Annotated in this window: 18 protein-coding genes and 2 pseudogenes; 13 read left to right on the top strand and 7 right to left on the bottom strand. The window is 60.8% G+C overall.

The features are described 5' to 3' along the window. Positions 1 to 36 precede the first annotated feature (36 nt). Together Q8X51_RS12175 and Q8X51_RS12170 are read left to right on the top strand one after the other, a co-directional pair. The gene (locus Q8X51_RS12175) at positions 37 to 2,070 is read left to right on the top strand and encodes a sensor histidine kinase (protein WP_065925888.1); all 2,034 of its coding nucleotides are present in this window, start codon (positions 37 to 39) and stop codon (positions 2,068 to 2,070) included. Between the two features lie 2 nt (positions 2,071 to 2,072). Next, positions 2,073 to 2,651 carry a cob(I)yrinic acid a,c-diamide adenosyltransferase gene (locus Q8X51_RS12170; protein ID WP_065925887.1) on the top strand — a complete coding sequence of 193 codons (579 nt, stop codon included), beginning with the start codon at positions 2,073 to 2,075 and terminating at the stop codon, positions 2,649 to 2,651. Positions 2,652 to 2,780: 129 nt separating this feature from the next. Here the strand turns inward: Q8X51_RS12170 and Q8X51_RS12165 are convergent, their stop codons facing one another. The 3 genes from Q8X51_RS12165 to secA all read right to left on the bottom strand — a co-directional run bounded on the left by Q8X51_RS12165 (position 2,781) and on the right by secA (position 7,820). Next, positions 2,781 to 3,725 carry a Nudix family hydrolase gene (locus Q8X51_RS12165; RefSeq protein ID WP_407693897.1) on the bottom strand — a complete coding sequence of 315 codons (945 nt, stop codon included), beginning with the start codon at positions 3,723 to 3,725 and terminating at the stop codon, positions 2,781 to 2,783. Between the two features lie 18 nt (positions 3,726 to 3,743). Beyond that, complete coding sequence (gene argJ / locus Q8X51_RS12160; protein WP_065925885.1) at positions 3,744 to 4,961, bottom strand: bifunctional glutamate N-acetyltransferase/amino-acid acetyltransferase ArgJ; 1,218 nt, start codon at positions 4,959 to 4,961, stop codon at positions 3,744 to 3,746. Between the two features lie 123 nt (positions 4,962 to 5,084). After that, positions 5,085 to 7,820, bottom strand: a complete 2,736-nt coding sequence (gene secA / locus Q8X51_RS12155) for a preprotein translocase subunit SecA (RefSeq protein WP_407693896.1) — start codon at positions 7,818 to 7,820, stop codon at positions 5,085 to 5,087. A 294-nt stretch (positions 7,821 to 8,114) separates the two neighbouring features. Here secA and Q8X51_RS12150 point away from each other — a divergent pair, with 294 nt between their 5' ends. After that, entirely contained in the window at positions 8,115 to 8,570 is a 456-nt protein-coding gene (locus Q8X51_RS12150) for a DUF721 domain-containing protein (RefSeq protein ID WP_407693895.1), read from the top strand. A gap of 4 nt (positions 8,571 to 8,574) precedes the next feature. On the opposite strand, the gene Q8X51_RS12145 is transcribed toward Q8X51_RS12150, so the two are convergent. Continuing rightward, positions 8,575 to 10,053 carry a helicase HerA-like domain-containing protein gene (locus tag Q8X51_RS12145; RefSeq protein WP_065925936.1) on the bottom strand — a complete coding sequence of 493 codons (1,479 nt, stop codon included), beginning with the start codon at positions 10,051 to 10,053 and terminating at the stop codon, positions 8,575 to 8,577. Positions 10,054 to 10,243: 190 nt separating this feature from the next. On the opposite strand from Q8X51_RS12145, the pseudogene Q8X51_RS12140 reads away from it, so the two are divergent. From Q8X51_RS12140 to Q8X51_RS12125, 4 genes and pseudogenes are all read left to right on the top strand, one after another. After that, positions 10,244 to 11,275 (top strand): annotated as a pseudogene (locus Q8X51_RS12140) (HAMP domain-containing protein); the annotation flags it as partial. Between the two features lie 93 nt (positions 11,276 to 11,368). Beyond that, on the top strand, positions 11,369 to 12,133 hold the full coding sequence (locus Q8X51_RS12135) for a methyl-accepting chemotaxis protein (protein ID WP_370671262.1): 765 nt from the start codon (positions 11,369 to 11,371) through the stop codon (positions 12,131 to 12,133). A gap of 106 nt (positions 12,134 to 12,239) precedes the next feature. Continuing rightward, a complete protein-coding gene (locus tag Q8X51_RS12130; protein WP_065925883.1) occupies positions 12,240 to 13,361 on the top strand; it encodes a glycosyltransferase family 4 protein in 1,122 nt (373 codons plus the stop codon). Continuing rightward, a pseudogene (locus Q8X51_RS12125) lies at positions 13,354 to 14,091 on the top strand (DUF2334 domain-containing protein); the annotation flags it as partial. The gene Q8X51_RS12130 and the pseudogene Q8X51_RS12125, both read left to right, overlap by 8 nt. An 8-nt stretch (positions 14,092 to 14,099) precedes the next feature. On the opposite strand, the gene Q8X51_RS12120 reads toward Q8X51_RS12125, so the two are convergent. Further along, positions 14,100 to 14,285, bottom strand: coding sequence for a hypothetical protein (locus Q8X51_RS12120; protein WP_074847545.1), 186 nt, complete (start codon positions 14,283 to 14,285; stop codon positions 14,100 to 14,102). Positions 14,286 to 14,373: 88 nt separating this feature from the next. Continuing rightward, on the bottom strand, positions 14,374 to 15,222 hold the full coding sequence (gene purU / locus Q8X51_RS12115) for a formyltetrahydrofolate deformylase (RefSeq protein WP_015885632.1): 849 nt from the start codon (positions 15,220 to 15,222) through the stop codon (positions 14,374 to 14,376). Positions 15,223 to 15,571: 349 nt separating this feature from the next. On the opposite strand from purU, the gene mvaT reads away from it, so the two are divergent. Next, positions 15,572 to 15,946, top strand: coding sequence for a histone-like nucleoid-structuring protein MvaT (gene mvaT, locus Q8X51_RS12110; protein WP_003175830.1), 375 nt, complete (start codon positions 15,572 to 15,574; stop codon positions 15,944 to 15,946). Between the two features lie 89 nt (positions 15,947 to 16,035). Here mvaT and sbcB read toward each other — a convergent pair whose 3' ends face one another. Further along, the gene (gene sbcB / locus Q8X51_RS12105; protein WP_407693894.1) at positions 16,036 to 17,463 is read right to left on the bottom strand and encodes an exodeoxyribonuclease I; all 1,428 of its coding nucleotides are present in this window, start codon (positions 17,461 to 17,463) and stop codon (positions 16,036 to 16,038) included. Positions 17,464 to 17,629: 166 nt separating this feature from the next. Here sbcB and Q8X51_RS12100 point away from each other — a divergent pair, with 166 nt between their 5' ends. From Q8X51_RS12100 to Q8X51_RS12080, 5 genes are read left to right on the top strand one after another with little or no spacing between them, the layout of a single operon-like run. After that, the gene (locus Q8X51_RS12100; RefSeq protein WP_065925881.1) at positions 17,630 to 18,322 is read left to right on the top strand and encodes an RDD family protein; all 693 of its coding nucleotides are present in this window, start codon (positions 17,630 to 17,632) and stop codon (positions 18,320 to 18,322) included. Then, positions 18,319 to 19,299, top strand: a complete 981-nt coding sequence (locus Q8X51_RS12095; protein ID WP_065925880.1) for a stage II sporulation protein M — start codon at positions 18,319 to 18,321, stop codon at positions 19,297 to 19,299. Before Q8X51_RS12100 ends, Q8X51_RS12095 begins: the two co-directional genes overlap by 4 nt. Next, positions 19,286 to 20,806 (top strand): DUF4129 domain-containing protein, encoded by a 1,521-nt coding sequence (locus Q8X51_RS12090; RefSeq protein ID WP_315872409.1) that lies wholly within the window; start codon positions 19,286 to 19,288, stop codon positions 20,804 to 20,806. The genes Q8X51_RS12095 and Q8X51_RS12090 overlap by 14 nt, the downstream gene beginning before the upstream one ends. After that, positions 20,803 to 21,966, top strand: coding sequence for a DUF4350 domain-containing protein (locus Q8X51_RS12085; RefSeq protein ID WP_407693893.1), 1,164 nt, complete (start codon positions 20,803 to 20,805; stop codon positions 21,964 to 21,966). The genes Q8X51_RS12090 and Q8X51_RS12085 overlap by 4 nt, the downstream gene beginning before the upstream one ends. Next, positions 21,963 to 22,958, top strand: a complete 996-nt coding sequence (locus Q8X51_RS12080; protein WP_323147099.1) for an AAA family ATPase — start codon at positions 21,963 to 21,965, stop codon at positions 22,956 to 22,958. The genes Q8X51_RS12085 and Q8X51_RS12080 overlap by 4 nt, the downstream gene beginning before the upstream one ends. Positions 22,959 to 22,962 lie beyond the last annotated feature (4 nt).

The following is a 22,962-nucleotide window of genomic DNA, read 5'->3' as shown; positions in this document are numbered from 1 at the left end:
ACCCTGCCCGCCTGTCTATCACCTGGGAAAACCCTGATGCCGCTGCGCCAGCGTCTAGAAAACCTACCGGTCGGGCAGAAACTGCTGGCCGCCCTGCTGGTGCTGCTGACCACCGTCCTGCTGGTGGCCAACCTGACCTTTATCAGCGCCGCCTACTGGATCTCCCAGGAAAGCATGGCGCCCCAGGCCTTGCAGGCCATCGGCCGGCTGGTATCCAACCCGGCTCTAGCCGCCGAAGCCCTTGAATCCCCGGCCAAGGCCGATGCGCTGCTCAATGAACTGACCAGCTATTCGCCCCTGCGCGCCGCCGCCCTGTACGACGGCGAAGGCAATCGCCTGGCGCAGATGCAACACGGCGATCGCCTGCACCTGCCGGACAACTACCGGCATATCGAAGCCTGGCGCGTGACCGAATTTCGCAGTAACCAGGTCATCACCCTGCCCCGTCCCGGCCAACCGTCCGGCCACCTGCTGCTGGTGGCCAGCAGTGAGCTGCCGGTGGCCTTCTATACCGGCACATTGACGGCGAGCCTGGGCATCCTGATTTTCAGTGTGCTGCTGTGGTTGATCATCGCCCGGCAGATCAAACGCCTGATCACCCGGCCGATCCATGAACTCGAAGAGCTGTCACGCCAGGTCACCCGCGAAGAGAACTACGCCCTGCGTGCTGGCCGGGGCAACCGCGATGAAATCGGCAGCCTCGCCGAAGCCTTCAACACCATGCTGTCGCGCATCGAAGCCCGGGAGCAGCAGCTCAAGCGCGCGCGGGACGACTCCCAGGCGGCCTACGACCAGGCACAAGGCCTGGCCGAAGAGACACGCCACACCAACCGCAAGCTGGAGCTGGAAGTCCAGGTGCGCAGCAAGATCGAGAAAAAGCTCACCGGTTTCCAGAACTACCTGAACAGCATCATCGACTCGATGCCTTCGGCACTGATCGCCCTGGACGAACAGCTCTACGTCACCCAATGGAATCAGGAAGCCACGGCCCTGTCCGGCACGCGCCTGGATGAAGCGCTGAATCAACCGATCTACCTCGCCTTCCAGCCGCTCAAGCCGTACCTGCCGCAGATCAAGGCCACGGTGGAACAACACACGGTGGAACGCATCGAGCGCGTCACCTGGATCAAGGACGACGAACCCAAGCATTACGCCCTGACCTTCTACCCGCTGATGGGCGGTGCCGGGCGCGGTGTAGTGATCCGTATCGACGACATCACCCAGCGCCTGTCACTGGAAGAGATGATGGTGCAGTCGGAAAAAATGCTCTCCGTCGGCGGACTTGCCGCCGGCATGGCCCACGAGATCAACAACCCGCTGGGGGCGATCCTGCATAACGTGCAGAACATTCGCCGGCGCCTGTCCCCCGACTTGCCCAAGAACCTGGAACACGCCGAACAGGTGGGGGTTGAGCTGGACACCGTTAACCGCTACCTGCAAAGCCGCGAAGTGCCGCAACTGCTCGACGGTATCCAGCAGGCGGGGGCACGGGCGGCGAAAATCGTCACCCACATGCTCAGCTTCAGCCGCCGCAGCAACCGGCAGATGGCGCCTTGCGACCTGCCGGCGCTGATCGACCAGGCGGTAGAAATCGCCGGTAACGACTTTGACCTGGCCATTGGCTTCGATTTCAAGGGCCAGGCAATCATCCGTCAGTTCGACCCGCAACTGGGCCCCGTGCCCGGCACGGCCAACGAACTGGAACAGGTGCTGCTCAACCTGCTGAAAAACGCCGCCCAGGCCATTCACCTGCGCGAGGACGACAGCGAACCGGGGCGCATCATCCTGCGCACGCGCCTTAACCCGCCGTGGGCGGAAATCCAGGTGGAAGACAATGGCATCGGCATGAGCGAAAACGTGCGTAAACGCACCTTCGAGCCGTTCTTTACCACCAAGGAAATCGGCCAGGGCACCGGGCTTGGGCTGTCGGTGTCGTACTTCATCATCACCAACAACCACAAGGGCCAGATGGAGGTGCATTCCACCCTCGGCCAAGGCACCTGCTTCACCTTGCGCCTGCCCCTGGCGGGCCAACTGCCACCTTACGAACTCACCCAACTGGAGCACTGACCATGGGCTTTCGCCTGTCGAAGATTTACACCCGCACCGGCGATAAAGGCGAAACCGGCCTCGGCGACGGCCGCCGCGTGCCCAAGGACCATCCCCGGGTGGAAGCCATCGGAGAGGTCGATACGCTGAATAGCCAGTTGGGGTTACTGCTGGCGTATCTCGAAGCCCTCGGCGGGCAGCATCCAGGCTTACAGAACGTGATCGAGGTGCTTACGCCTTGCCAGCATCGATTGTTCGATCTGGGTGGGGAGTTGGCAATGCCGGAGTACAAGGCATTGAACGCGGCGGAAGTGGATCGGCTGGAAGCGGCGATCGATCGCTGGAACGAAGAACTCGGGCCCCTGGAGAATTTCATCTTGCCCGGTGGTTCAGCGCTGATTGCCCAGGCCCATGTGTGCCGCAGCCTGGCGCGCAGTGCCGAGCGGCGCTGTCAGCATTTGAATGCGGTCGAGCCGTTGGAAGGGGTGGGGTTGGCGTATATCAATCGGCTGTCGGATTTGCTGTTTGTGGCGGCGCGGGTGATTGCCAAGCGCCAGGGTGTTGCAGAAGTGTTGTGGCAGGCGGCGGCGAAGCCACACTGATGATGATTCGGTGACTGATAGGGCCTCATCGGGGTGTAGCCCCCTCCCACACTTTGATCACATTCCAAAGTTGGAACCCGGTCGAATGTGGGAGGGGGCTTGCTCCCGATAGGGCCCTTCAGAACAGCATCAAACCTCAGGCCAGAACGCCCGAATTCCTGCGACACCTTGAGCGCCGGCTTCCCACGCCTGCTCCCGCTGCGCAGGCTCAACCCCACCCAACAGAAACACCGGTTTGCTGAACCCACGGATCAACTCTGCCGCCTGCTCCCAGCCCAACGACTGCGCATCGGGATGGGTCTGGGTCGGCTGCACCGGCGACAGCGTGACAAAATCCACGTCCATCAACTCCGCCAACGCCAGTTCTTCCGCGTTATGGCATGACGCCGCCAACCAGCGATCCTTCGGCAACGGCCGGCCCTTGCTCGCATATTTGCGCAGTTGGGCCGAGGTCATATGCCAGCCGGCCGCCGGGAAGTCCCCGAGCCATTCAAACGGTCCCTTGAGCATCAACTGCGCCTTACCGGCGCACAGGCCCACCGCATCTACCGCAAGGTCGCGGTACTTGGGGTCGTAACCGTTGGGCGCCCGCAGCTGGATCAGCTTGATGCCACCGGCAATAGCCTTCTGGATCCCGCGCAAGAGCGTGGGCGTTTCCAGCTCGCCCGGCGTGATCAGGTAGTCGGCCGGCAAGCGCGCAGCCGCCACGATCGGCGCATTGGCCGCCGGGAACTCATAGTGGGGCAGATCGCGCGGGGCCACCCATTCCAGCGGTTGTCCCTCGGCACCGTGGGGCTCGCCGGTAAAGGCCGAGACTTCCCAGACATCCAGCAACACCTGCTTGTCCGGGTAGTCATGTTGCACCTTGATCAGCGGTCGCGCCGTGGTGACCTGGATACCCAGCTCTTCCTGCAACTCACGGGACAGGGCCGTGGCGACCGACTCATCGGCCTCCACCTTGCCACCGGGAAACTCCCACAGGCCGCCCTGATGCTGGGTATCGGCACGGCGCGCCAGCAGGATCCTGCCGTCGACACCGCGGATCACCGCTGCTGCTACATGCACTCGTTTCACCGCGCTTATCCTCTTCTATCAGGTGCGGTATTCCGCATTGATCTTCACGTACTCGTGGGACAGGTCGGTGGTCCAGATGGTTTCGCTGCACTCACCGCGACCGAGCTCGATGCGGATGGTGATTTCTTCCTGCTGCATCACCGCCGAACCCTGGGCTTCGGTGTAGGTCTCGGCACGGGCGCCACGGCTGGCGATGCATACGTCGCCAAGGAACACGTCGATCTTGCTCACGTCCAGGTCCGGCACGCCGGCACGGCCGACGGCAGCCAGAATACGGCCCCAGTTCGGGTCGGAGGCGAACAGCGCGGTCTTGATCAGCGGCGAGTGGGCCACGGTGTAGCCGACATCCAGGCATTCCTGGTGGTTGGCGCCGCCGTTGACTTCAACGGTCACGAACTTGGTCGCGCCTTCACCGTCACGCACGATGGCCTGGGCCACGTCCATGCACACCTCGAACACCGCCTGCTTCAGCGCCGCGAACAGCGGGCCGCTGGCCTCGGTGATTTCCGGCAGGTTGGCCTGGCCGGTGGCGATCAGCATGCAGCAGTCATTGGTGGACGTATCGCCATCAATGGTGATGCGGTTGAACGACTTGTTGGCGCCGTCCAGGATCAGGCTGTGCAGCACATCGCGGGAAACCTTGGCGTCGGTGGCGATATAGCCAAGCATGGTGGCCATGTTCGGGCGAATCATGCCTGCGCCCTTGCTGATACCGGTCACGGTAACCGTCACACCGTCGTGCACGAACTGGCGGCTCGCGCCTTTTGGCAGGGTGTCGGTGGTCATGATGCCGGTGGCGGCTGCCGCCCAGTTATCCACGGACAGGTCGTCCAGCGCGGCTTGCAGGGCGCCTTCGATTTTTTCGACCGGCAACGGCTCACCGATGACGCCGGTGGAGTATGGCAGCACTTGGCTGGCGTCCACGCCGGCCAGTTGGGCCAGCTTGGCACAGGTGCGCGCAGCGGCGACCAGCCCCGGCTCGCCGGTACCGGCGTTGGCATTGCCGGTGTTGGTCAGCAGGTAACGAATCGAGCCGGCAACACGCTGCTTGGCCAGGATCACCGGCGCGGCGCAGAAGGCGTTGAGGGTGAACACGCCCGCAACGGTCGAGCCTTCGGCACAGCGCATCACCACCACATCCTTGCGCCCTGGGCGCTTGATGCCGGCCGAAGCGATACCGAGCTCAAAACCGGCAACCGGGTGCAATGTGGGCAAAGGACCAAGACCAACAGCCATGAATGCGCTCCTTAAAATTAGGTGATGTCTGTGCCGTCGTGATCGACGGTGAAATTAATGGCAAAACGCCGCGACGGCAGAGGCCGGTCGCGGCGCGGGGTGTTGCAGCGTCAGGCGAAAATCTTATTCGATCTGGCCGTGGCAGTGTTTGAATTTCTTGCCCGAACCGCAATAGCACAGTTCGTTGCGGCCCAGCTTCTGCTCGTTGCGCACCGGGGACTGGGCCAAGGCCACATCGACCTCTTCGCCCAACACCTCAGGCGCTTCCAGACCCGGGGCTTCGTCGTGCTGGAACTGCATGCGCGCAGCCAGTGCCTCGGCTTCCTGGCGCAGGCGAGCTTCTTCCTCGATCGGGTCTTCGCGACGCACCTGAACGTGGGACAGCACGCGAATCGAATCGCGCTTGATCGAATCCAGCAACTCGGAGAACAGCGTGAACGACTCGCGCTTGTACTCCTGCTTCGGGTTCTTCTGGGCATAGCCACGCAGGTGGATGCCGTGACGCAGGTGATCCATGGTCGACAGGTGGTCTTTCCACAGGTCGTCCAGCACGCGCAGTACGATTTGCTTCTCGAAGGTGCGCAGTGCTTCGGCACTCGCCTGCTCTTCTTTCTCGTTGTACGCGGCCAGCAGCTCGGTCATGAGCTTCTCGCGCAGGGTTTCCTCGTACAGGTGGTCGTCTTCGTCAAGCCATTGCTGGACCGGCAAGTCGACACCGAAGTCGCTCTTCAACGCAGCTTCCAGACCGGCGACATCCCACTGTTCAGGCAGCGATTGTGGCGGGATATGTGCGCTGACAGTGGCGTTGAGCACGTCCTGACGGAAATCGGCGATGGTTTCGCCAATATTGTCGGCGGCCAGCAACGTGTTACGCATGTGATAGATCACTTTACGCTGTTCGTTGTTGACGTCATCGAACTCGAGCAGTTGCTTACGAATGTCGAAGTTACGGCCTTCTACCTTGCGCTGGGCCTTCTCGATGGCGTTGGTCACCATGCGGTGCTCGATCGCTTCACCGGACTGCATGCCCAGGGCCTTCATGAAGTTCTTCACCCGATCCGAGGCGAAGATGCGCATCAGGCTGTCTTCCAGGGACAGGTAGAAACGGCTGGAACCGGCGTCACCCTGGCGGCCGGCACGACCGCGCAGCTGGTTGTCGATACGACGGGATTCGTGGCGCTCGGATGCGATCACCTGCAAGCCACCGGATTCCAGCACGGCCTGGTGGCGTTTCTGCCAGTCAGCCTTGATCTGGGCGATCTGCTCAGGGGTCGGATCGTCCAGCGAAGCCACTTCCACTTCCCAGTTGCCGCCCAGCAGGATGTCGGTACCACGACCGGCCATGTTGGTGGCGATGGTCAGCGCACCCGGGCGACCGGCCTGGGCGATGATCTCGGCTTCTTTTTCGTGGAACTTGGCGTTGAGGACCTTGTGCTCGATACCTTCCTTGTTGAGCAGGTTGGACACGTGCTCGGAAGTCTCGATGGTGGCGGTACCTACCAGGATCGGACGACCCTGGGCCATGCCGTCCTTGATATCGTTGATGATCGCCGCGTATTTCTCTTCGGCGGTCAGGAACACCAGGTCGTTGAAATCTTTACGGGCCAGCGGCTTGTTCGGCGGGATGACCACCACCGACAGGCCGTAGATCTGGTGGAATTCGAACGCTTCGGTGTCGGCGGTACCGGTCATGCCGGACAGCTTGTTGTACAGGCGGAAGTAGTTCTGGAAGGTGGTGGACGCCAACGTCTGGCTTTCGGCCTGGATGTTGAGCATTTCCTTGGCTTCGATGGCCTGGTGCAGGCCTTCGGACAGACGACGGCCCGGCATGGTACGGCCGGTGTGTTCGTCGACCAGTACGACCTGGCCATCCTGCACGATGTATTCGACGTTGCGATGGAACAGCTTGTGGGCACGCAGGCCGGCATACACGTGGGTCAGCAGGCCCAGGTTATGGGCCGAGTACAGGCTCTCGCCTTCGGCCAGCAGGCCGATCTGGGTCAGCATGTCTTCGACGAACTGGTGACCGGCTTCGTTGAGTTCGACCTGGCGGGTCTTCTCGTCGATGGTGAAGTGACCTTCTTTGGTCACCACGCCTTCCACTTCCTCGATGTGCTGCTCAAGGCGCGGGATCAACTTGTTGATCTCGGTGTAAAGGCGCGAGCTGTCTTCGGCCTGGCCGGAGATGATCAGCGGGGTACGGGCTTCGTCGATGAGGATGGAGTCGACTTCGTCGATCACGGCAAAGTTGAGTTCGCGCTGGAATTTTTCTTCCATGCTGAACGCCATGTTGTCGCGCAGGTAGTCGAAACCGAATTCGTTGTTGGTACCGTAGGTGATGTCGGCGGCGTAGGCGGCGCGCTTCTCTTCCGGCGGCTGGAACGGCGTTACCACGCCTACGGTCAGGCCGAGGAACTCATACAGCGGGCGCATCCAGTTGGCGTCCCGGCGAGCCAGGTAGTCGTTCACCGTCACAACGTGCACGCCCTTGCCGGACAGTGCGTTGAGGTAAACACCCAGGGTTGCTACCAGGGTCTTGCCTTCACCGGTACGCATTTCGGCAATCATGCCTTCATGCAAGGTCATGCCGCCGATCAACTGGACGTCGAAGTGGCGCATGCCCATGACACGCTTACCGGCTTCACGGGCAACCGCAAAGGCTTCGGGAAGCAGCTTGTCGAGGGTTTCACCTTTGGCTATGCGGGCCTTGAACTCTTCGGTCTTGGCGCGCAATTGCTCGTCCGAAAGGGCAACCATCTGCTCTTCGAAGGCATTGACCAGCTGCACCGTCTTGAGCATGCGTTTGACTTCGCGCTCATTCTTGCTTCCAAAAAGTTTCTTTAACAAAGGCGCAAACATATCGGCAGGTTCTTCCACACATAGGGATGGAGGGCGCACCGTGAGTGGCCCGAGCAGCCCTCACGGCCGCATGCGAACGCGCATTCTACCCGGAATCGTGGGTGAGGAAAGTGGCGTTGTTCCCCGAGGCGGGCAAGGGGCTGTGAGAGGGCTTGTTTAAAATAAGGGCTTTTGCGCGAACTTCAACCCGTGGAGCTCATTGATTTTGTGGATAAAGCCCCGGCAATGCATTGCCCGGGGCCGCGTAGACGCTTTCTGCTAAGATGGCCGCTCTGTTACTTAAGGTGTCCAATCATGGCATTTCGCCCTCTTACAGCCCGCGCGCCCAGCGTGTTGCTTCGCGAAGCCAAGCCGTTGAAAGCCATCTTTGGCCATGCGCAACGCTTGGGCCATTTGCAACGCCTGCTCGAAAGCCAACTTCAACCGGCCGCCCGTGAGCATTGCCACGTGGCGTCCTGGCGTGAAGGCACCCTGCTGCTGATTGTCACAGATGGTCACTGGGCGACCCGCCTGCGCTATCAGCAAAAACGCCTGCAGCGTCAATTGATGGCATTCGATGAGTTCGCCAGCTTGACGCGCATCCAGTTCAAGGTGCAGCCGCCGACCGTGCAGCAAGGCGCGGCGGGCCACACGATGGACTTGTCGGAGACGGCGGCCGAGACGATTCAGGCCACGGCCGACGGCATCAGCGATCCAGGCTTGCGCGCGGCACTTGAGCGGCTGGCCGCCCATGGCAAGCCCAAACCTTGAACCGCTACTTGCGCTTACTGCCGCCCAGCAAAGACCCCAGCAAACCACGCACCAGTTGGCGCCCCATCTGATTGGCGGCCTGCTGCATCGCGGATTTCAGCGCCTTGCCTGCGGTGGTTCCCAGAAACGCCCCGGCCTTGTCAGTGAAACTGGGCTCCTCGTCGGCCTGCCTGGCCTCTTCGGTCGGTCCAAGCGCCTTGCGCGCCATCAACACTTCATAGGCCGACTCGCGATCAATCGGCTTGTCATAGCGCCCCTGCAAGGGCGAACTGGCCACCAATGCAGCGCGTTCAGCCGAACTGAGCGGCCCGATTCGCGATTGCGGCGGCGCGACCAGTACGCGTTGGACGACTTCCGGCGTACCTTTTTCCTGCAAGGTGCCCACCAATGCCTCACCCGTGCCCAACTCGGTCAACACCGATAACGCATCAAACGCCGGGTTCGGCCGGAACCCGTCTGCAACCGCTCGCAAGGATTTCTGTTCTTTCGTGGTGAACGCCCGCAGGCCATGCTGGATGCGCAAACCCAGTTGCGCCAGCACGGAGTCCGGCAGGTCGCCCGGCGATTGGGTGACGAAATACACCCCCACGCCCTTGGAACGGATCAGCCGCACCACTTGTTCCAAGCGCTCTTGCAAAGCCTTGGGCGTGTCGGCAAACAACAAATGCGCCTCGTCGAAAAACAGCGCGAGCAACGGTTTGTCGGCGTCGCCGCGCTCGGGCAGTTGCTCGAACAATTCCGCCAACAACCACAATAGGAAGGTCGCGTACACCTTCGGCGCTTCATGCACCAGGCGGCTGGCGTCCAGCAGATGGATACGCCCGCGTCCCTCGCGGGTGGGCTGCAAGATGTCTTCAAGCTGCAGGGCCGGCTCGCCAAACAACGCCTCGGCGCCCTGCTGCTCCAATACTGCCAGACGCCGCAACAGCGCCTGGCTGGAGCCGGTGGTCATCAGCGCCGCATCCTCGCCGAGCAACTCCGGGTGATAACGCAGGTGGTTGAGCAGGGCCTTGAGGTCCTTGAGATCCAGCAGCAACAGGCCTTCGCGATCCGCCACCTTGAACGCCGCGTAAAGGGCCGACTGCTGGCTGTCCGTGAGCTCCAGCAAACTGCCGAGCAACAACGGCCCCATTTCGCTGATGGTGGTGCGCAATGGATGACCGGACTGCCCGTGGATATCCCACAGCGTGACGGGATACGCCTTGGCCGTGTAATTAAGGAACGGCATGCCGGCGATGCGCTCTGCGACTTTGCCCTGAGGGTTGGCGGCGGCACCCAGGCCACAGAGGTCACCTTTGATATCTGCGGCAAATACCGCGACGCCCGCATCACTGAACGCTTCGGCCAGACGTTGCAACGTGACCGTCTTGCCTGTGCCCGTGGCGCCGGCGATCAAACCGTGACGGTTGGCCAGGCGCATTGCCTGGGCAATGGGCTGGCCGTCAAGACCGGCACCGATAAGGAGTTGCGTGGAGTCAGGCATTTCGTCACCCATGGTTAATCTTTAATGTCGCCAGGTCGATAAGACAGATGTGAGACCTACAAAGTCTAAAAAACGCTCAGATAGTTCCTACAGGGACCAACGGAAATATCAACCTTTTTTGACGCTACCCTCCCGCGTGTTCCACAAGGACGCGCTTCGGATATTAAGACCTTAGCGGACCCTTCAAGCTATGAATAAAAATCTGCGTTTCAGCCATAAAATCCTGCTTGCAGCCTCCCTTATCGTCATCGCGGCCTTCGCACTGTTCACCCTCTACAACGACTACCTGCAACGCAATGCCATTCGCGACGACCTTAACAATTACCTGCATGAAATGGGCGATGTCACCGCCAGCAACATTCAGACCTGGCTCACCGGGCGCATTGCGCTGGTGGAAAACGCGGCGCAAAACATCGCCATCAACCCTGAGCCTTCGACCGTTGCCAGCCTGCTGGAACAGAAAGCCCTGACGTCGTCCTTCATGGCTACCTACGTGGGCGATAGCAAAGGGGCCTTCACCATCCGCCCCGACACGAAGATGCCAGATGGCTTCGACCCACGCGTTCGGCCTTGGTACAAGGGCGCCCAAAGCAGCAACGGCTCGACGCTGACCGAACCGTATATCGATGCCGCTACGGGGCAGTTGATCATCTCCATCGCCACCCCCAGCGCTAAAGGCGGCCAGAGCATTGGCGTGGTGGGCGGCGACCTGAGCCTGCAAACCCTGGTGTATAACATCGGCGCGCTGAACTTCGGCGGCATGGGCTACGCGTTCCTGGTCAGCGCCGACGGCAAGGTGCTGGTACACCCGGACAAAAGCCTGGTGATGAAAACCCTGGCCGACATGTATCCAAAAAACACGCCGAAGATCAGCGGCGACTTCAGTGAAGTCCAAGCCAATGGCAAGGACAACATCGTGACCTTCACACCAATCAAGGGCCTGCCGTCGGTGAACTGGTACCTGGGCATTTCGGTGGATAAAGACAAATCCTTCGCCATGCTCAGCGAATTTCGCACCTCGGCGGTGATCGCCACGCTCATTGCGGTGGTGATCATCATTGCCTTGTTGGGCATGCTGATTCGCGTGCTGTTGCAACCGCTGCACCTCATGACCCGTGCCATGCAAGACATCGCCGACGGCGAAGGTGACCTGACTCGCCGCCTGACCATCCAGAATCACGATGAGTTCGGCACCCTGGGCACTGCATTCAACCGCTTCGTGGAGCGGATTCATACGTCCATCCGCGAAGTGTCCTCGGCCACCCAACAGGTGAATGAAGTCGCACTGCGGGTTGTCAGTGCGTCCAACTCGTCGATGGTCAATTCCGACGAACAGGCCAACCGCACCAACAGCGTTGCCGCCGCGATCAACGAACTGGGCGCCGCCGCACAGGAAATCGCGCGTAACGCCGCACAAGCCTCCAACCAGGCCAGTGACGCACGGCAATTGGCCGAAGACGGTCAACAGGTAGTTGAACGCAATATCAAGGCGATGACTCAGCTGTCTGCAATGATCAGTGCCTCAAGCAGCAATATCGAAGCACTTAACAGCAAGACGGTGAATATCGGCCAGATTCTTGAGGTAATCACCAGTATTTCCCAGCAAACCAACCTGCTGGCACTGAATGCCGCCATCGAAGCCGCACGCGCCGGGGAAGCCGGGCGCGGGTTTGCGGTGGTCGCCGATGAAGTGCGCAACCTGGCCCATCGCACCCAGGAGTCGGCACAGCAGGTACAAAAGATGATCGAGGAACTGCAAATCGGTGCCCGTGACTCGGTCAGCACCATGAGCGACAGCCAGCGCCACAGTCATGACAGCGTGGAAATCGCCAACCTGGCCGGCGAACGCTTGAACAGCGTGACCCAGCGCATTGGCGAGATCGACGGCATGAACCAGTCGGTGGCCACCGCCACTGAAGAGCAGACCTCGGTCGTGGAGTCGATCAACATGGACATCACCGAGATCAACACCCTCAATCAGGAAGGCGTGGAAAACCTGCAATCGACGCTGCGCGCCTGCGCCGACCTGGAACAGCAGGCGGCACGGTTGAAACAGCTGGTGGGCAGCTTCCGGATCTGAACTACCGCAGGAGCCGGTCAGGCTCCTGCACTGTTTTCACGATGAACGCCAACCGAACATCTATCCTTAGCTCAGGTCCACGTTAGGAGAGCAATGGATCGGAGGGATGTTCATCGTGCATATCGCTGACATAACCATGTTCTACGCCCCGACAAGCGGCGGCGTGCGCACTTACCTGGACGCCAAGCACCGACGCCTGGGGCTCAAGCCCGGCATTCGCCATAGCCTGTTGATTCCCGGCGCGCAATGGAGCAATCAGGATGGCATCTTCAAGGTACCGGCTCCCGCGCTGCCCTTCGGCAAAGGCTACCGCTTCCCCCTTCGCCTCTCCCCCTGGCGAAATGTCCTGCACGATTTACAGCCCGATCTGATCGAGGTAGGTGATCCCTATCTCACCGCCTGGGCCGCGCTGGATGCCCGGCGCCAGCTGGATGTGCCGGTGATCGGCTTTTACCACTCCGACTTACCGTTACTGGTGAGCAACCGCATGGGGTCTTGGTTTGCCCCGAACGTTGAAGCCTATGTCAGCAAACTCTATGGAAGTTTCGACCGGGTACTGGCGCCCAGCCAGGTAATGGCCGACAAGCTCATGGGGCTCGGCGTGAAGAATGTGTTCGTCCAACCACTGGGCGTCGACCTGCAAACCTTTACCCCTGACGCCCGCGACCCAGGCCTGCGCGCCGAGCTGGGGATCGGCGCAGACACCCGCCTGCTGATCTTTGCGGGGCGCGGTTCCAAGGAAAAAAACCTGCCGATCCTGCTTCGCTGCATGAAACGGCTGGGGGACGGCTATCACTTGGTGCTGGTGGGCTCCGGCATGCCGACCAGCGTGCCGGCCAATGTCACCGTCATCGAGGGGTTTCGCCCGGCACAGCATGTCGCCCGGCTGATGGCCAGTGCCGATGCCTTGCTGCATGGCGGCGACCAGGAAACCTTTGGCCTGGTCATCCTCGAAGCCATGGCTTGCGGCATACCGGTAATCGCGGTGGCGGCTGGCGCGTTCACGGAGATAGTCGACGAACGCTGCGGCCTGCTGTGCGCGCCAAACAATCCAAGGGCGATGGCCGATACGGTGCGCGAGCTGTTCAACCTCGGCAGCAGGCGCCTGGGCGCTCAGGCTCGGCGTCATGTAGAACAACATTACGCCTGGTATACGGTGGTCGACAGCCTGCTCGGCCACTACCACGCGGTACTGGGCAGTCACAAGCCGATGCCTTCCCATGCATGAGCGCTCGGTATTACTGGTGCTGCACGATGTGGCGCCGCACAACTGGGCCGACTATCGGCCCTTTGTCGAAGCCGTCGATGCCCTGGGTGCCGTACCAATCACATGGTTGGTGGTGCCGGACTTCCATCATCGCGACGCCTTGACTGCCCACGGCGATTTTCAACGCCTGCTGGATCGCCGCGTGATCAAGGGCGATGAACTTGCCTTGCACGGTTACTACCATTGCGATGATCAACCGGCACCGCGCACCCCCAAAGACTGGTTCATGCGCCGCCTCTACACCCATGAGGCTGAGTTCTATAAACTGTCTCAAGCCCAGGCTCTTGATCGTCTTCAGGATGGCATTGAAGTATTCCGGCGTCATGACTGGCCGTTGCACGGCTTCGTCGCACCCGCCTGGTTAATGAGCCAGGGCACTCGCGAGGCCCTGCGCCAACTACCGCTGAGCTACACCAGCAGCCCGCAGCATCTGTATCGACTGCCCGATTTCACGCCGATCGACGCCCCGGGCCTGACCTGGAGTGCGCGCAGTGCATGGCGCCGAGGGGTGTCCAGAGTCATCAGCGATCGTCGCGAACAGCGCTGGCACGCCGCCCCGGTGATTCGCCTGGGCGTGCACCCGGTGGACATGCGCCACGCATTCTCTCGCTGCTATTGGCTTGAAACCGTACAACGCCTACTCAACGCAGGGCGAACACCGCTGACCAAGGCTGCCTGGCTGGCTGAACAGGTGGTCGCTCAAGCACCTCGGCCAGGGGAAACGGGCAATTCATCGGCCTCGTGCAATTGCTCCCACAGCTCGGCTGCTCCCGGAAAGTCCGTACCGTCTTCCGGCTCCAGCGCCTCCGGGTCGTAACGACTCAGGCAGCCCTCACCCAACGTAGCAGGCGCCTTGGACGTGGCTTTATCAAGTGGGTCGGTCATGGCCTGGTCCTGAAAAGTGCGGGGAATGAAAAAGGGCCTGCAGCGATTTAACGCCCAGGCCCTTCTTTGTTCAACCAAGACGCTTGAATCAGAATACGACCGTCTTGTTGCCGTGCACCAGCACGCGGTCTTCCAAGTGATAGCGCAGGCCACGGGCCAGCACCATCTTCTCGACATCACGGCCAAACCGCACCATGTCCTCAATGCTGTCACTGTGGCTGACACGCACCACGTCCTGCTCGATGATCGGACCGGCATCCAGCTCTTCAGTGACGTAATGGCAGGTTGCGCCAATCAACTTCACGCCACGCAGGGAAGCCTGGTGGTAAGGCTTGGCCCCCACGAACGAAGGCAGGAAGCTGTGGTGAATGTTGATCACCTTGCCTGCGTATTCGCGGCACAGCTCAGGCGGCAGGATTTGCATGTAGCGCGCCAGCACAACCACGTCGGCCTCATGCTGCTTGACCAGGCGAGAGACCTCGGCGAATGCCGGCTCCTTGTCCTGCGGGTTGACCGGCACATGGTAATAGGGAATGCCATGCCACTCGACCATGCTGCGCAGGTCGTCATGGTTGGAGATCACGCACGCGATCTCGCAGTCCAGCTCGTCGCTGTGCCAGCGGTGCAGCAAGTCGGCCAGGCAGTGGGATTCGCGGCTGGCCATCAACACCACGCGCTTTTTCTGCTCGGTGTCGGTGATGTGCCAGGTCATCGAAAACTCTTCTGCGATGGGCGCAAATGCCTCGCGGAACGCTTCAAGACCAAAGGGCAGCGTGTCGGCACGGATTTCGTGACGCATGAAGAACCAACCGCTGAGGTTGTCCGAGTGATGGCTCGCCTCGGTGATCCAGCCGTTGTGGGAGGCCAGAAAGTTACTGACTTTGGCAACGATGCCGACCCGGTCCGGGCAAGCAATCACCAGCCGAAAAGTGCGCATTAGGGGGGAACTCCAGAACTTCGCAAAGGCCGCCATTCTAGCGATTGTGCAGAAAAACTGCAGTATTCGATGAGCCTTATTCTGATCCGTTGCCCTGGCCACGTCCCTTAATAGCGCATGGTTTTACCATCGCTATATGAATGAACAGCGCACGCTGCAGCAATTATGCAAATTTCAAGGAGATTATTTTCGGGATAGCCCCCTACTAATTAACTCGATTGCATAGCGTCTTCACAAACATTCAAAGTAATTCACCTGAATACGCGCTTAAATGTTTACTTGGGGAAACCGCCTGACTATTATTGGGCCACTATCCCTGTCAATCAGCGTTCTACATAAGGTAGTCCACATGTCTCTGATCAACGAATACCGTGCCACCGAAGAAGCTATCAAAGAGCTGCAAGCTCGTTTGAAGAACCTGTCCCAAGATGACAAACTGAAAACCGAGCTGGAATTCGAAGGCAAACTGCGCACCCTCATGGGTGAATACTCCAAATCCCTGCGTGACATCATCGCGCTGCTGGATCCAGAGTCGAAAGTTAAAGCACCCCGTGGCGCCGTGAAAACTACCGGTACCAAGCGTGCTCGCAAGGTCAAGCAATACAAGAACCCGCACAACGGCGAAGTGATTGAAACCAAAGGCGGTAACCACAAAACCCTGAAAGAGTGGAAAGCCAAGTGGGGCGGTGACGTGGTTGAAGGCTGGGCTACCCTGCTGGGCTAAGCCTCACCCGGTCTGCGCTTGATACGCGACCCATTAAAAACGCCAGCTTGCTGGCGTTTTTTATTGACCGTCTTTTCTACAAACCGCTACTACCGATTCACACGAGCGGCTAAAGAGTCAGCATATCTCTGCCATTGCTCCAGCACCTGCTGCTGAAACGGCGTCGCACTAACGGCCAACTCCTGCCGAGCGTGATTAAATGCCTCCAAGGTATTCGGCGCACCGAATTCAGGATTTGCCAAACGTTGCTGACAGAAAAGTTTCCAGCGTTGTAGCTCCTCGCTGTTCAGCGTATCGGGGAAGTTACGCGCCCGGTAGCGAAACAATAATTCAGGCAAACGGTGATCATCAAAAGGCCACTGCTGGCTGGCTAATTGCGCAGGCTCAGCCGCCCGGACTTGCTCGCATAAGCGTCGATCACGATCCCCGATAAAACCCTCGTAAAGCTGCTGTTCCGGGTCTGAACTCGATGCAAAATCTTCCTCGGCGTAAATGACTGCCAACTTATCGCGCCAAAGTGCCTGTGCGTCAGTTAGCCGCAGCGCCCGCGCCTGGCAAATATCCATATCCAATTGCAGGCGTTCACGATCCTCGGCCCGCAGTACGTTCAAGGGCGCGACCACGGGGCAACGGTTGATATGCACCAACTTGAGCGGCACCGGCAGCTCGCCCTCGGCAAGGTCCTCACGACGGGTGTACAGGCGTTGGCGCAAGGCAGCGGCATCCAGGTCCAGCAGCCCCTGGGGATCGAGCCCAAGGTCGCAGACAATCAGCGCATTGCGGTTGCGCGGGTGCCAGGCCAGGGGCAGCACGACCCCCAGGTAATGACGCTCGGCAGAAAAACGTCCGGAGATATGCACCATGGGTTGCAGCAAGCGCACCTGGTCCATCACCCGTTGCTTGCTGCGCAGTTGAAACAGCCAGTCGTACAGCTTGGGCTGCTTCTCGCGCACCAAGCGAGCCAGGGCGATGGTGGCACGCACGTCGGATAACGCATCGTGGGCCTGGCCGTGGTCAATCCCGTTGGCGGCGGTCAGGCGCTCGAGCTTGAGGGTCACGCGCCCGTCCTGCTGGGGCCACTCGATGCCTTCCGGGCGCAGGGCGTAGGCAGTGCGAACCACGTCGATCAGGTCCCAGCGGCTGTTACCGCCCTGCCACTCCCGCGCGTAGGGGTCGAAAAAATTGCGATACAGGCTGTAGCGCGTCATTTCATCGTCAAACCGCAAGGTGTTGTAGCCTGCGCCGCACGTCCCCGGGGCCGCCAGTTCGGCATGTACACGGGTCATGAAATCGGCCTCGGCCAGGCCTTTTTCCGCCAGTGTTACAGGGGTGATGCCGGTAATGGCACAGGCGGCGGGATGGGGCAGGATGTCGTCGCTGGGCTTGCAGTAAAGATTGACCGGCGGGCCGACCTCGTTGAGATCGAGGTCCGTACGAATGCCGGCAACCTGCAGTGGGCGATCGCTGCGCGGGTTGATGCCGGTGGTTTCATAGTCGTACCAGAAAATGGAGGTCACGGGCTATTCCTGTGCTGAAGATCGACGAAGTCTAGGCGTTCAGCCGTGTTCGGGGCCAGCACCAATTCTACTGTACAAACATCCAGCAAAACCTTGAGTAGTTGCTTCCATCACCGACACTGTTAGCATCCGTGTCTCCAGCCGCTCTGCACTGCCAAGGATCGCGATGCCATCAGCCCCATTGGACACCCTCTACCAGATCGAGACCCCGGAGGGCATCGACCTGCCGCTGCGCCCAGCCGGCCTGGTGCCACGGGCGCTGGCATTTGCCTTCGACCTCGGCGCACGTGCAGTGATCATGGGCGTGCTGCTGGTGCCATTGGCGTTGCTCGGCAATATAGGTGTTGGCCTGGGGTCGCTTCTGCTGTTCCTGGTCAGTTGGTGGTACATGGTGCTGTTCGAGGTACTCAACCAGGGCTGCTCACCGGGCAAACAGGTCATGGGCTTGCGGGTCGTGCAGGACGACGGTACCCCCATAGGCTGGTCGGCGTCGCTGATCCGCAACCTCCTGCGGTTTGTCGACATGCTGCCTTTCGGCTACTTTCTCGGCGCAATCAGTTGCCTGCAACATCCTCATTTCAAACGCCTTGGCGACCTGGCCGCTGGCACCTTGGTGGTCTACCGCGAACAGCCTCTGGCACGTCCCCAGGTGCCCCAAGCTGCAGCCCTGCGCTTGCCGTTTGCCCTGGACCTGAGTGAACAGCGAGCGATTCTTGGCTTCGCCGAACGCCAGGGCGAACTGTCCCCTGAACGGGTACACGAACTCGCCTCGATCCTCGCGACGCCGCTGCAGGTGTCCCCGGCCCGCGCCGTGGAGCAACTCAACGGTGTGGCCCGCGGCCTGCTGGGGCCGACATGAAGCAGAGTCTTTTCGAAAGCCGTTACCAACACCAATGGCAAGCTTTTGCCGAACAACTGAAGCAGTTGGAACACGGCAAGGCCAAGGCCAGTGATATGGCCGATTTCCCTCATCAATACCGGCGTCTATGTCAGCTCCTGGCCCTCGCCCAGGAGCGCGGCTACAGCAGTTACCTGGTGGATCCCCTGCAACAACTGGCATTGCGCGGCCATCAACAACTGTATCGCCACCGCAGCCAATTGGCCGCGAACGTGCTGAGTTTCGTCCTGGCCGATTTTCCGCGTCTGGTGCGAGAACAGTGGCGTTTCGTGTTGATTGCCAGCCTGCTGTTCTTTGGCAGCCTGCTGGGCATTGCCCTGCTGGTCTACCTGTTCCCCGACCTGATCTACAGCATTGTCAGCCCCCAGCAGGTGGCAGAGATGCAGGGCATGTATGACCCCGAGGCCAGCCGGCTGGGGCGCGCCGCCGAACGTGCGTCGAGCGAAGACTGGATGATGTTTGGCTACTACGTCATGCACAACATCGGTATCGCCTTTCAGACATTTGCCGCCGGCTTGCTGTTCGGCCTGGGCAGTGTGTTTTTCCTGATATTCAACGGGCTGATCATCGGCGCGGTTTCCGGGCACCTGACCGAAATCGGCTATGGGCAGACCTTCTGGTCATTTGTCATCGGCCATGGGGCCTTTGAGTTGACGGCCATAGCACTCGCCGGTGCCGCAGGCTTGCAACTGGGCTGGGCGTTGATCGCCCCGGGGCAACTGACCCGTGGCGAATCCCTGCGGCTCGCAGCGCGCAAGAGTGTGCAATTGCTGTGCGGTGTCATGGTGTTCCTGCTGATCGCAGCATTTATCGAGGCCTACTGGTCTTCCACCACCCAGATCGCCCCTTGGATCAAATACCTGGTGGGTGCTGCACTCTGGCTGCTGGTGGCGGCTTACCTGACCCTTGCCGGACGGACTCGCCATGCGCCTGAGTAATGCCAGCGTGGCGATTCGCCCGCGTACCGCATGGGAGGCCATGGACCTTGGGGTATTAATGGCCCGGGAACATCGCCTGCTATTGATGAGCAGTTGGGCGCTGGTGACCCTGCCGGTTTTTGCCCTGCTTACCGCGTTGCTATGGAAATACCCGTCCACAGCCATGTTCCTGTTCTGGTGGCTCAAACCGGCGTTCGACCGCTTGCCTTTATATATCCTCTCCAAAGCCCTGTTCGGCGAAACACCCAGCCTTAAGCAGGCCGTGCGCGAATGGCCAAGACTGCTTAACCACCAACTGCTGGCCAGCCTGACCTGGCGCCGACTTAGCCTCAGCCGCAGTTTTGTAATGCCGGTCAGCCAGCTCGAAGGCCTGGACGGCCAGGCGCGCCAGAAACGCCTGGGCGTGCTGCTGCAGCGCAATGCAGGAGCCGCGCGCTGGTTGACCACCGTTGGGGTGCACCTGGAAATCGGCCTGTGGTTCGGCTGCATGGCGCTGTTCTATCTATTCATTCCGCAACAGCTTGAACTGGATTGGGATTGGCAACGGCTGGCGCTGGCGACGGGCTCCGAGGGGGTCTGGCTGGAACACTTGAGCAACGCCTTCTACGCCTTGATCCTGGTGTTTTGGGAGCCCATCTATGTTGCCTGTGGTTTCAGCCTTTATCTCAATCGCCGCACCCTGCTGGAGGCGTGGGACCTGGAGCTGGTATTCCGCCGCCTGCGCCAGCGTCTGAGCAGTGTGGCGCCACTGTTAGTGCTGGTGATCGGGCTGACCTTGCTGCCATTCAACCTGCCCGCCATGGCGGATGACGCCAAGCCACTACCTCCCCAAAGCGCAAGCCAGTCCATCAAGTCGCTGCTGGACAAGCCGCCCTTCAAAAATCCGGAAACCGTCACCCGCTATCGCTTTGGCGAAGAAAAGCCCGTCGTTAAAAACAAGGCACACAGTGACGGCAAACTTCCGGCGTGGCTGCAGGCGCTGCTGGACAACCTCAACAGCAACACGTTCAAGCCTGTCGCCCAAGGCCTGGAAGTGCTGTTATGGAGCCTGCTGATCGGTGGCGTGGCCCTGCTGGCCTGGCGTTATCGGGACTGGTTGCACACCTTTGTCAGCCTGCGCGGGGCACGTACACCCAAAGCAGCGAAACCACCACCCGCGCAATTGTTCGGCCTGGAACTGGGCGCCGAGACCCTGCCCGAGGATATCGCCAGCGCCGCCGAGCAACTCTGGTCTACCCAGCCACGGGAGGCCCTCGGCCTTTTGTATCGTGGCCTGCTGAGCAGGTTGCTGCATGACTTCAACCTGCCCCTTAAAAGTGCTGACACCGAAGGCCAGATCCTGCAACGGGTTCACCAATTGCAGCAGCCGCAGTTGCTGGCCTTCAGTGATGAATTGACGCGGCACTGGCAAAACCTCGCCTATGGCCATCACCTGCCCCCGGTCTCAGTCCAGCAGACATTGTGCAACGATTGGCGTGCCCTGTTCAGTGCGGGAGGCGTCCGATGAACCGGCCATTACTGTGGGTGGGGCTGCTGTTGGCGTGCCTGCTTGGAGCGGGCGGTTTTTACGCATGGAGCAAAGCGATCCCCTATGAAGAAGTGGTGGACCGCGGCCCCTCCCCGGAAGCCCAGGCCAATCCTTACCTGGCAGCCGAATACTTTCTGCGCCTGCAAGGCTTGGCCGTGGAGCGCGCCAATGGCCTGGAACGCCTGGCGAGCCTGCCCGCCAAGGGCAACAGCCTGTTGTTGCTGGGCGAACGCGGCAACATGTCGCCACGCCAGGCAGGGCAACTCCTGGACTGGGCCAGGTCCGGCGGCCATCTACTGGTAGTCGCCGAGGCCCTGTGGGACGACGAAACCGGCAAGAGCGGCGACCTGCTGCTCGATCGCCTGCCTATCCACCAAGTCCTCAGCGATGAACCCGACGCCCCCGCCCCGGCCCCGACCCGCAAAAATAAAGCACCGGACCTGACCAAACTGTATGTCGACAACGACACAGCCCCGGTCTATTTCAGTTTCGACACCGACTTCAATCTCATCGACCCCAAGCACCTGGCACAATTTTCAGCCAATAGCGCGCGGTCGAGCCACTTGATGCAACTCGACCTCGGGCAAGGCCGCGTAACGGTGATCACCGACAGCGAGCTGTGGAAAACGCCGGACATTGGCAAACACGACAATGCCTGGCTGCTGTGGCATCTGACCCAGGGCACTGCCGTAACCTTGTTGTTCAACGGCGACGTAGATGACCTGTTCACCCTGCTGCTGCGTTATTTCCCCCAGGCGTTGGTGGCGCTCATTGCCCTGATTGCCCTGGCACTCTGGCAGGCAGGTATGCGCCACGGCCCAATCCAGGCGCCCGCCCCCAAGGCACGCCGGCAATTGCAGGAGCATCTGAAAGCCAGCGCCGACTTCCTGCTGCGTCGCAGCGGCCAAGGCACACTGTTGCAGGCCTTGCAGCGCGACATCCTGCGCGCCGCACGGCGGCGTCATCCTGGCTTTGAACATCTCGACAATACGGAACAGGGGCGAGTACTTGCCCACCTGACGCGCCAACCCTCCCACGTCATCAGCCAGGCCCTCGGCCCACTCCCGACGAAACGGCTTTCCAGTGCCGATTTCAGCCGGCAGGTAGCGTGCCTGCAAACCCTCAGGAATGCCCTATGAGCGAATTTCCCAGCGCTAACACCCTGCCCGGCGACCCTCTGCAACGCGCCAGCCAGCAGGCCCAGGCCCTGCGCATTGAACTGCGCAAGGCGGTGATCGGGCAGGATCAGGTAATCGATGATGTACTCACCGCGCTGATCGCCGGCGGCCACGTATTGCTCGAGGGTGTCCCCGGGCTGGGCAAGACCTTGCTGGTACGTGCCCTGGCCCGTTGCTTTGACGGCGAATTCGCGCGGATCCAGTTCACCCCGGACCTGATGCCCAGCGATGTCACCGGCCACGCGGTGTACGACCTGCACACCGAACAGTTCAAGCTGCGCAAGGGGCCCGTATTCACCCACTTGTTGCTGGCCGACGAAATCAACCGCGCTCCGGCCAAGACCCAGGCAGCCCTGCTCGAAGCCATGCAGGAACGGCAAGTCACCCTCGAAGGCGAGGCGCTGCCCATTGGCCAGCCGTTCATGGTACTTGCCACGCAAAATCCCATCGAACAGGAAGGCACCTACCCCCTGCCGGAAGCCGAACTGGACCGTTTCATGCTCAAGGTACGCATGGACTACCCCGATGCGCAGCAGGAACTGGATATGGTGCGCGAAGTGACACGCTCATCACGGGCCGACATGCTGGACGTGCAACCGTTGCGCACCGTGCTGGAGGCCGAGGACGTGCTGCAGCTGCAACGGATCGCCAGTGAACTGCCCCTGGATGAACACGTGCTCGACTATGCCGTGCGCCTGGCGCGAGCAACCCGCAGTTGGCCGGGACTGGCCATAGGCGCCGGCCCGCGAGCCTCCATCGCCCTGGTACGCGGCGCCCGCGCACGGGCCTTGTTACGCGCAGGCGAGTTCGTCACACCGGATGACATCAAGGACTGTGCCCTGGCGGTACTGCGTCATCGGGTACGCCTTGCGCCAGAACTGGATATAGACGGGCTGGAGGTCGACCAGGTGCTCAAGCAGCTGCTGGACCAGATTCCGGCCCCCCGGCAATGACCCG

It is taken from the genome of Pseudomonas sp. Yb2C2 (genome assembly GCF_052112325.1).
Taxonomy (GTDB): Bacteria; Pseudomonadota; Gammaproteobacteria; order Pseudomonadales; family Pseudomonadaceae; genus Aquipseudomonas; species Aquipseudomonas marginalis.
Note: the sequence above shows the minus strand (reverse complement) of the source record. Positions and strands in the feature narration are given on the sequence as shown.

What these genes read in the sequence shown, in the direction of transcription:
- purU (WP_015885632.1), bottom strand. Translation starts at nt 15,222, where the DNA reads ATGCGCACTTTTCGGCTGGTGATTGCTTGCCCGGACCGGGTCGGCATC.
- Q8X51_RS12085 (WP_407693893.1), top strand. Translation starts at nt 20,803, where the DNA reads ATGAACCGGCCATTACTGTGGGTGGGGCTGCTGTTGGCGTGCCTGCTT.
- secA (WP_407693896.1), bottom strand. Translation starts at nt 7,820, where the DNA reads ATGTTTGCGCCTTTGTTAAAGAAACTTTTTGGAAGCAAGAATGAGCGC.
- mvaT (WP_003175830.1), top strand. Translation starts at nt 15,572, where the DNA reads ATGTCTCTGATCAACGAATACCGTGCCACCGAAGAAGCTATCAAAGAG.
- Q8X51_RS12130 (WP_065925883.1), top strand. Translation starts at nt 12,240, where the DNA reads ATGTTCATCGTGCATATCGCTGACATAACCATGTTCTACGCCCCGACA.
- Q8X51_RS12095 (WP_065925880.1), top strand. Translation starts at nt 18,319, where the DNA reads ATGAAGCAGAGTCTTTTCGAAAGCCGTTACCAACACCAATGGCAAGCT.
- Q8X51_RS12175 (WP_065925888.1), top strand. Translation starts at nt 37, where the DNA reads ATGCCGCTGCGCCAGCGTCTAGAAAACCTACCGGTCGGGCAGAAACTG.
- Q8X51_RS12090 (WP_315872409.1), top strand. Translation starts at nt 19,286, where the DNA reads ATGCGCCTGAGTAATGCCAGCGTGGCGATTCGCCCGCGTACCGCATGG.
- Q8X51_RS12150 (WP_407693895.1), top strand. Translation starts at nt 8,115, where the DNA reads ATGGCATTTCGCCCTCTTACAGCCCGCGCGCCCAGCGTGTTGCTTCGC.
- Q8X51_RS12080 (WP_323147099.1), top strand. Translation starts at nt 21,963, where the DNA reads ATGAGCGAATTTCCCAGCGCTAACACCCTGCCCGGCGACCCTCTGCAA.
- argJ (WP_065925885.1), bottom strand. Translation starts at nt 4,961, where the DNA reads ATGGCTGTTGGTCTTGGTCCTTTGCCCACATTGCACCCGGTTGCCGGT.
- Q8X51_RS12100 (WP_065925881.1), top strand. Translation starts at nt 17,630, where the DNA reads ATGCCATCAGCCCCATTGGACACCCTCTACCAGATCGAGACCCCGGAG.
- Q8X51_RS12145 (WP_065925936.1), bottom strand. Translation starts at nt 10,053, where the DNA reads ATGCCTGACTCCACGCAACTCCTTATCGGTGCCGGTCTTGACGGCCAG.
- Q8X51_RS12120 (WP_074847545.1), bottom strand. Translation starts at nt 14,285, where the DNA reads ATGACCGACCCACTTGATAAAGCCACGTCCAAGGCGCCTGCTACGTTG.
- Q8X51_RS12170 (WP_065925887.1), top strand. Translation starts at nt 2,073, where the DNA reads ATGGGCTTTCGCCTGTCGAAGATTTACACCCGCACCGGCGATAAAGGC.
- Q8X51_RS12135 (WP_370671262.1), top strand. Translation starts at nt 11,369, where the DNA reads ATGGTCAATTCCGACGAACAGGCCAACCGCACCAACAGCGTTGCCGCC.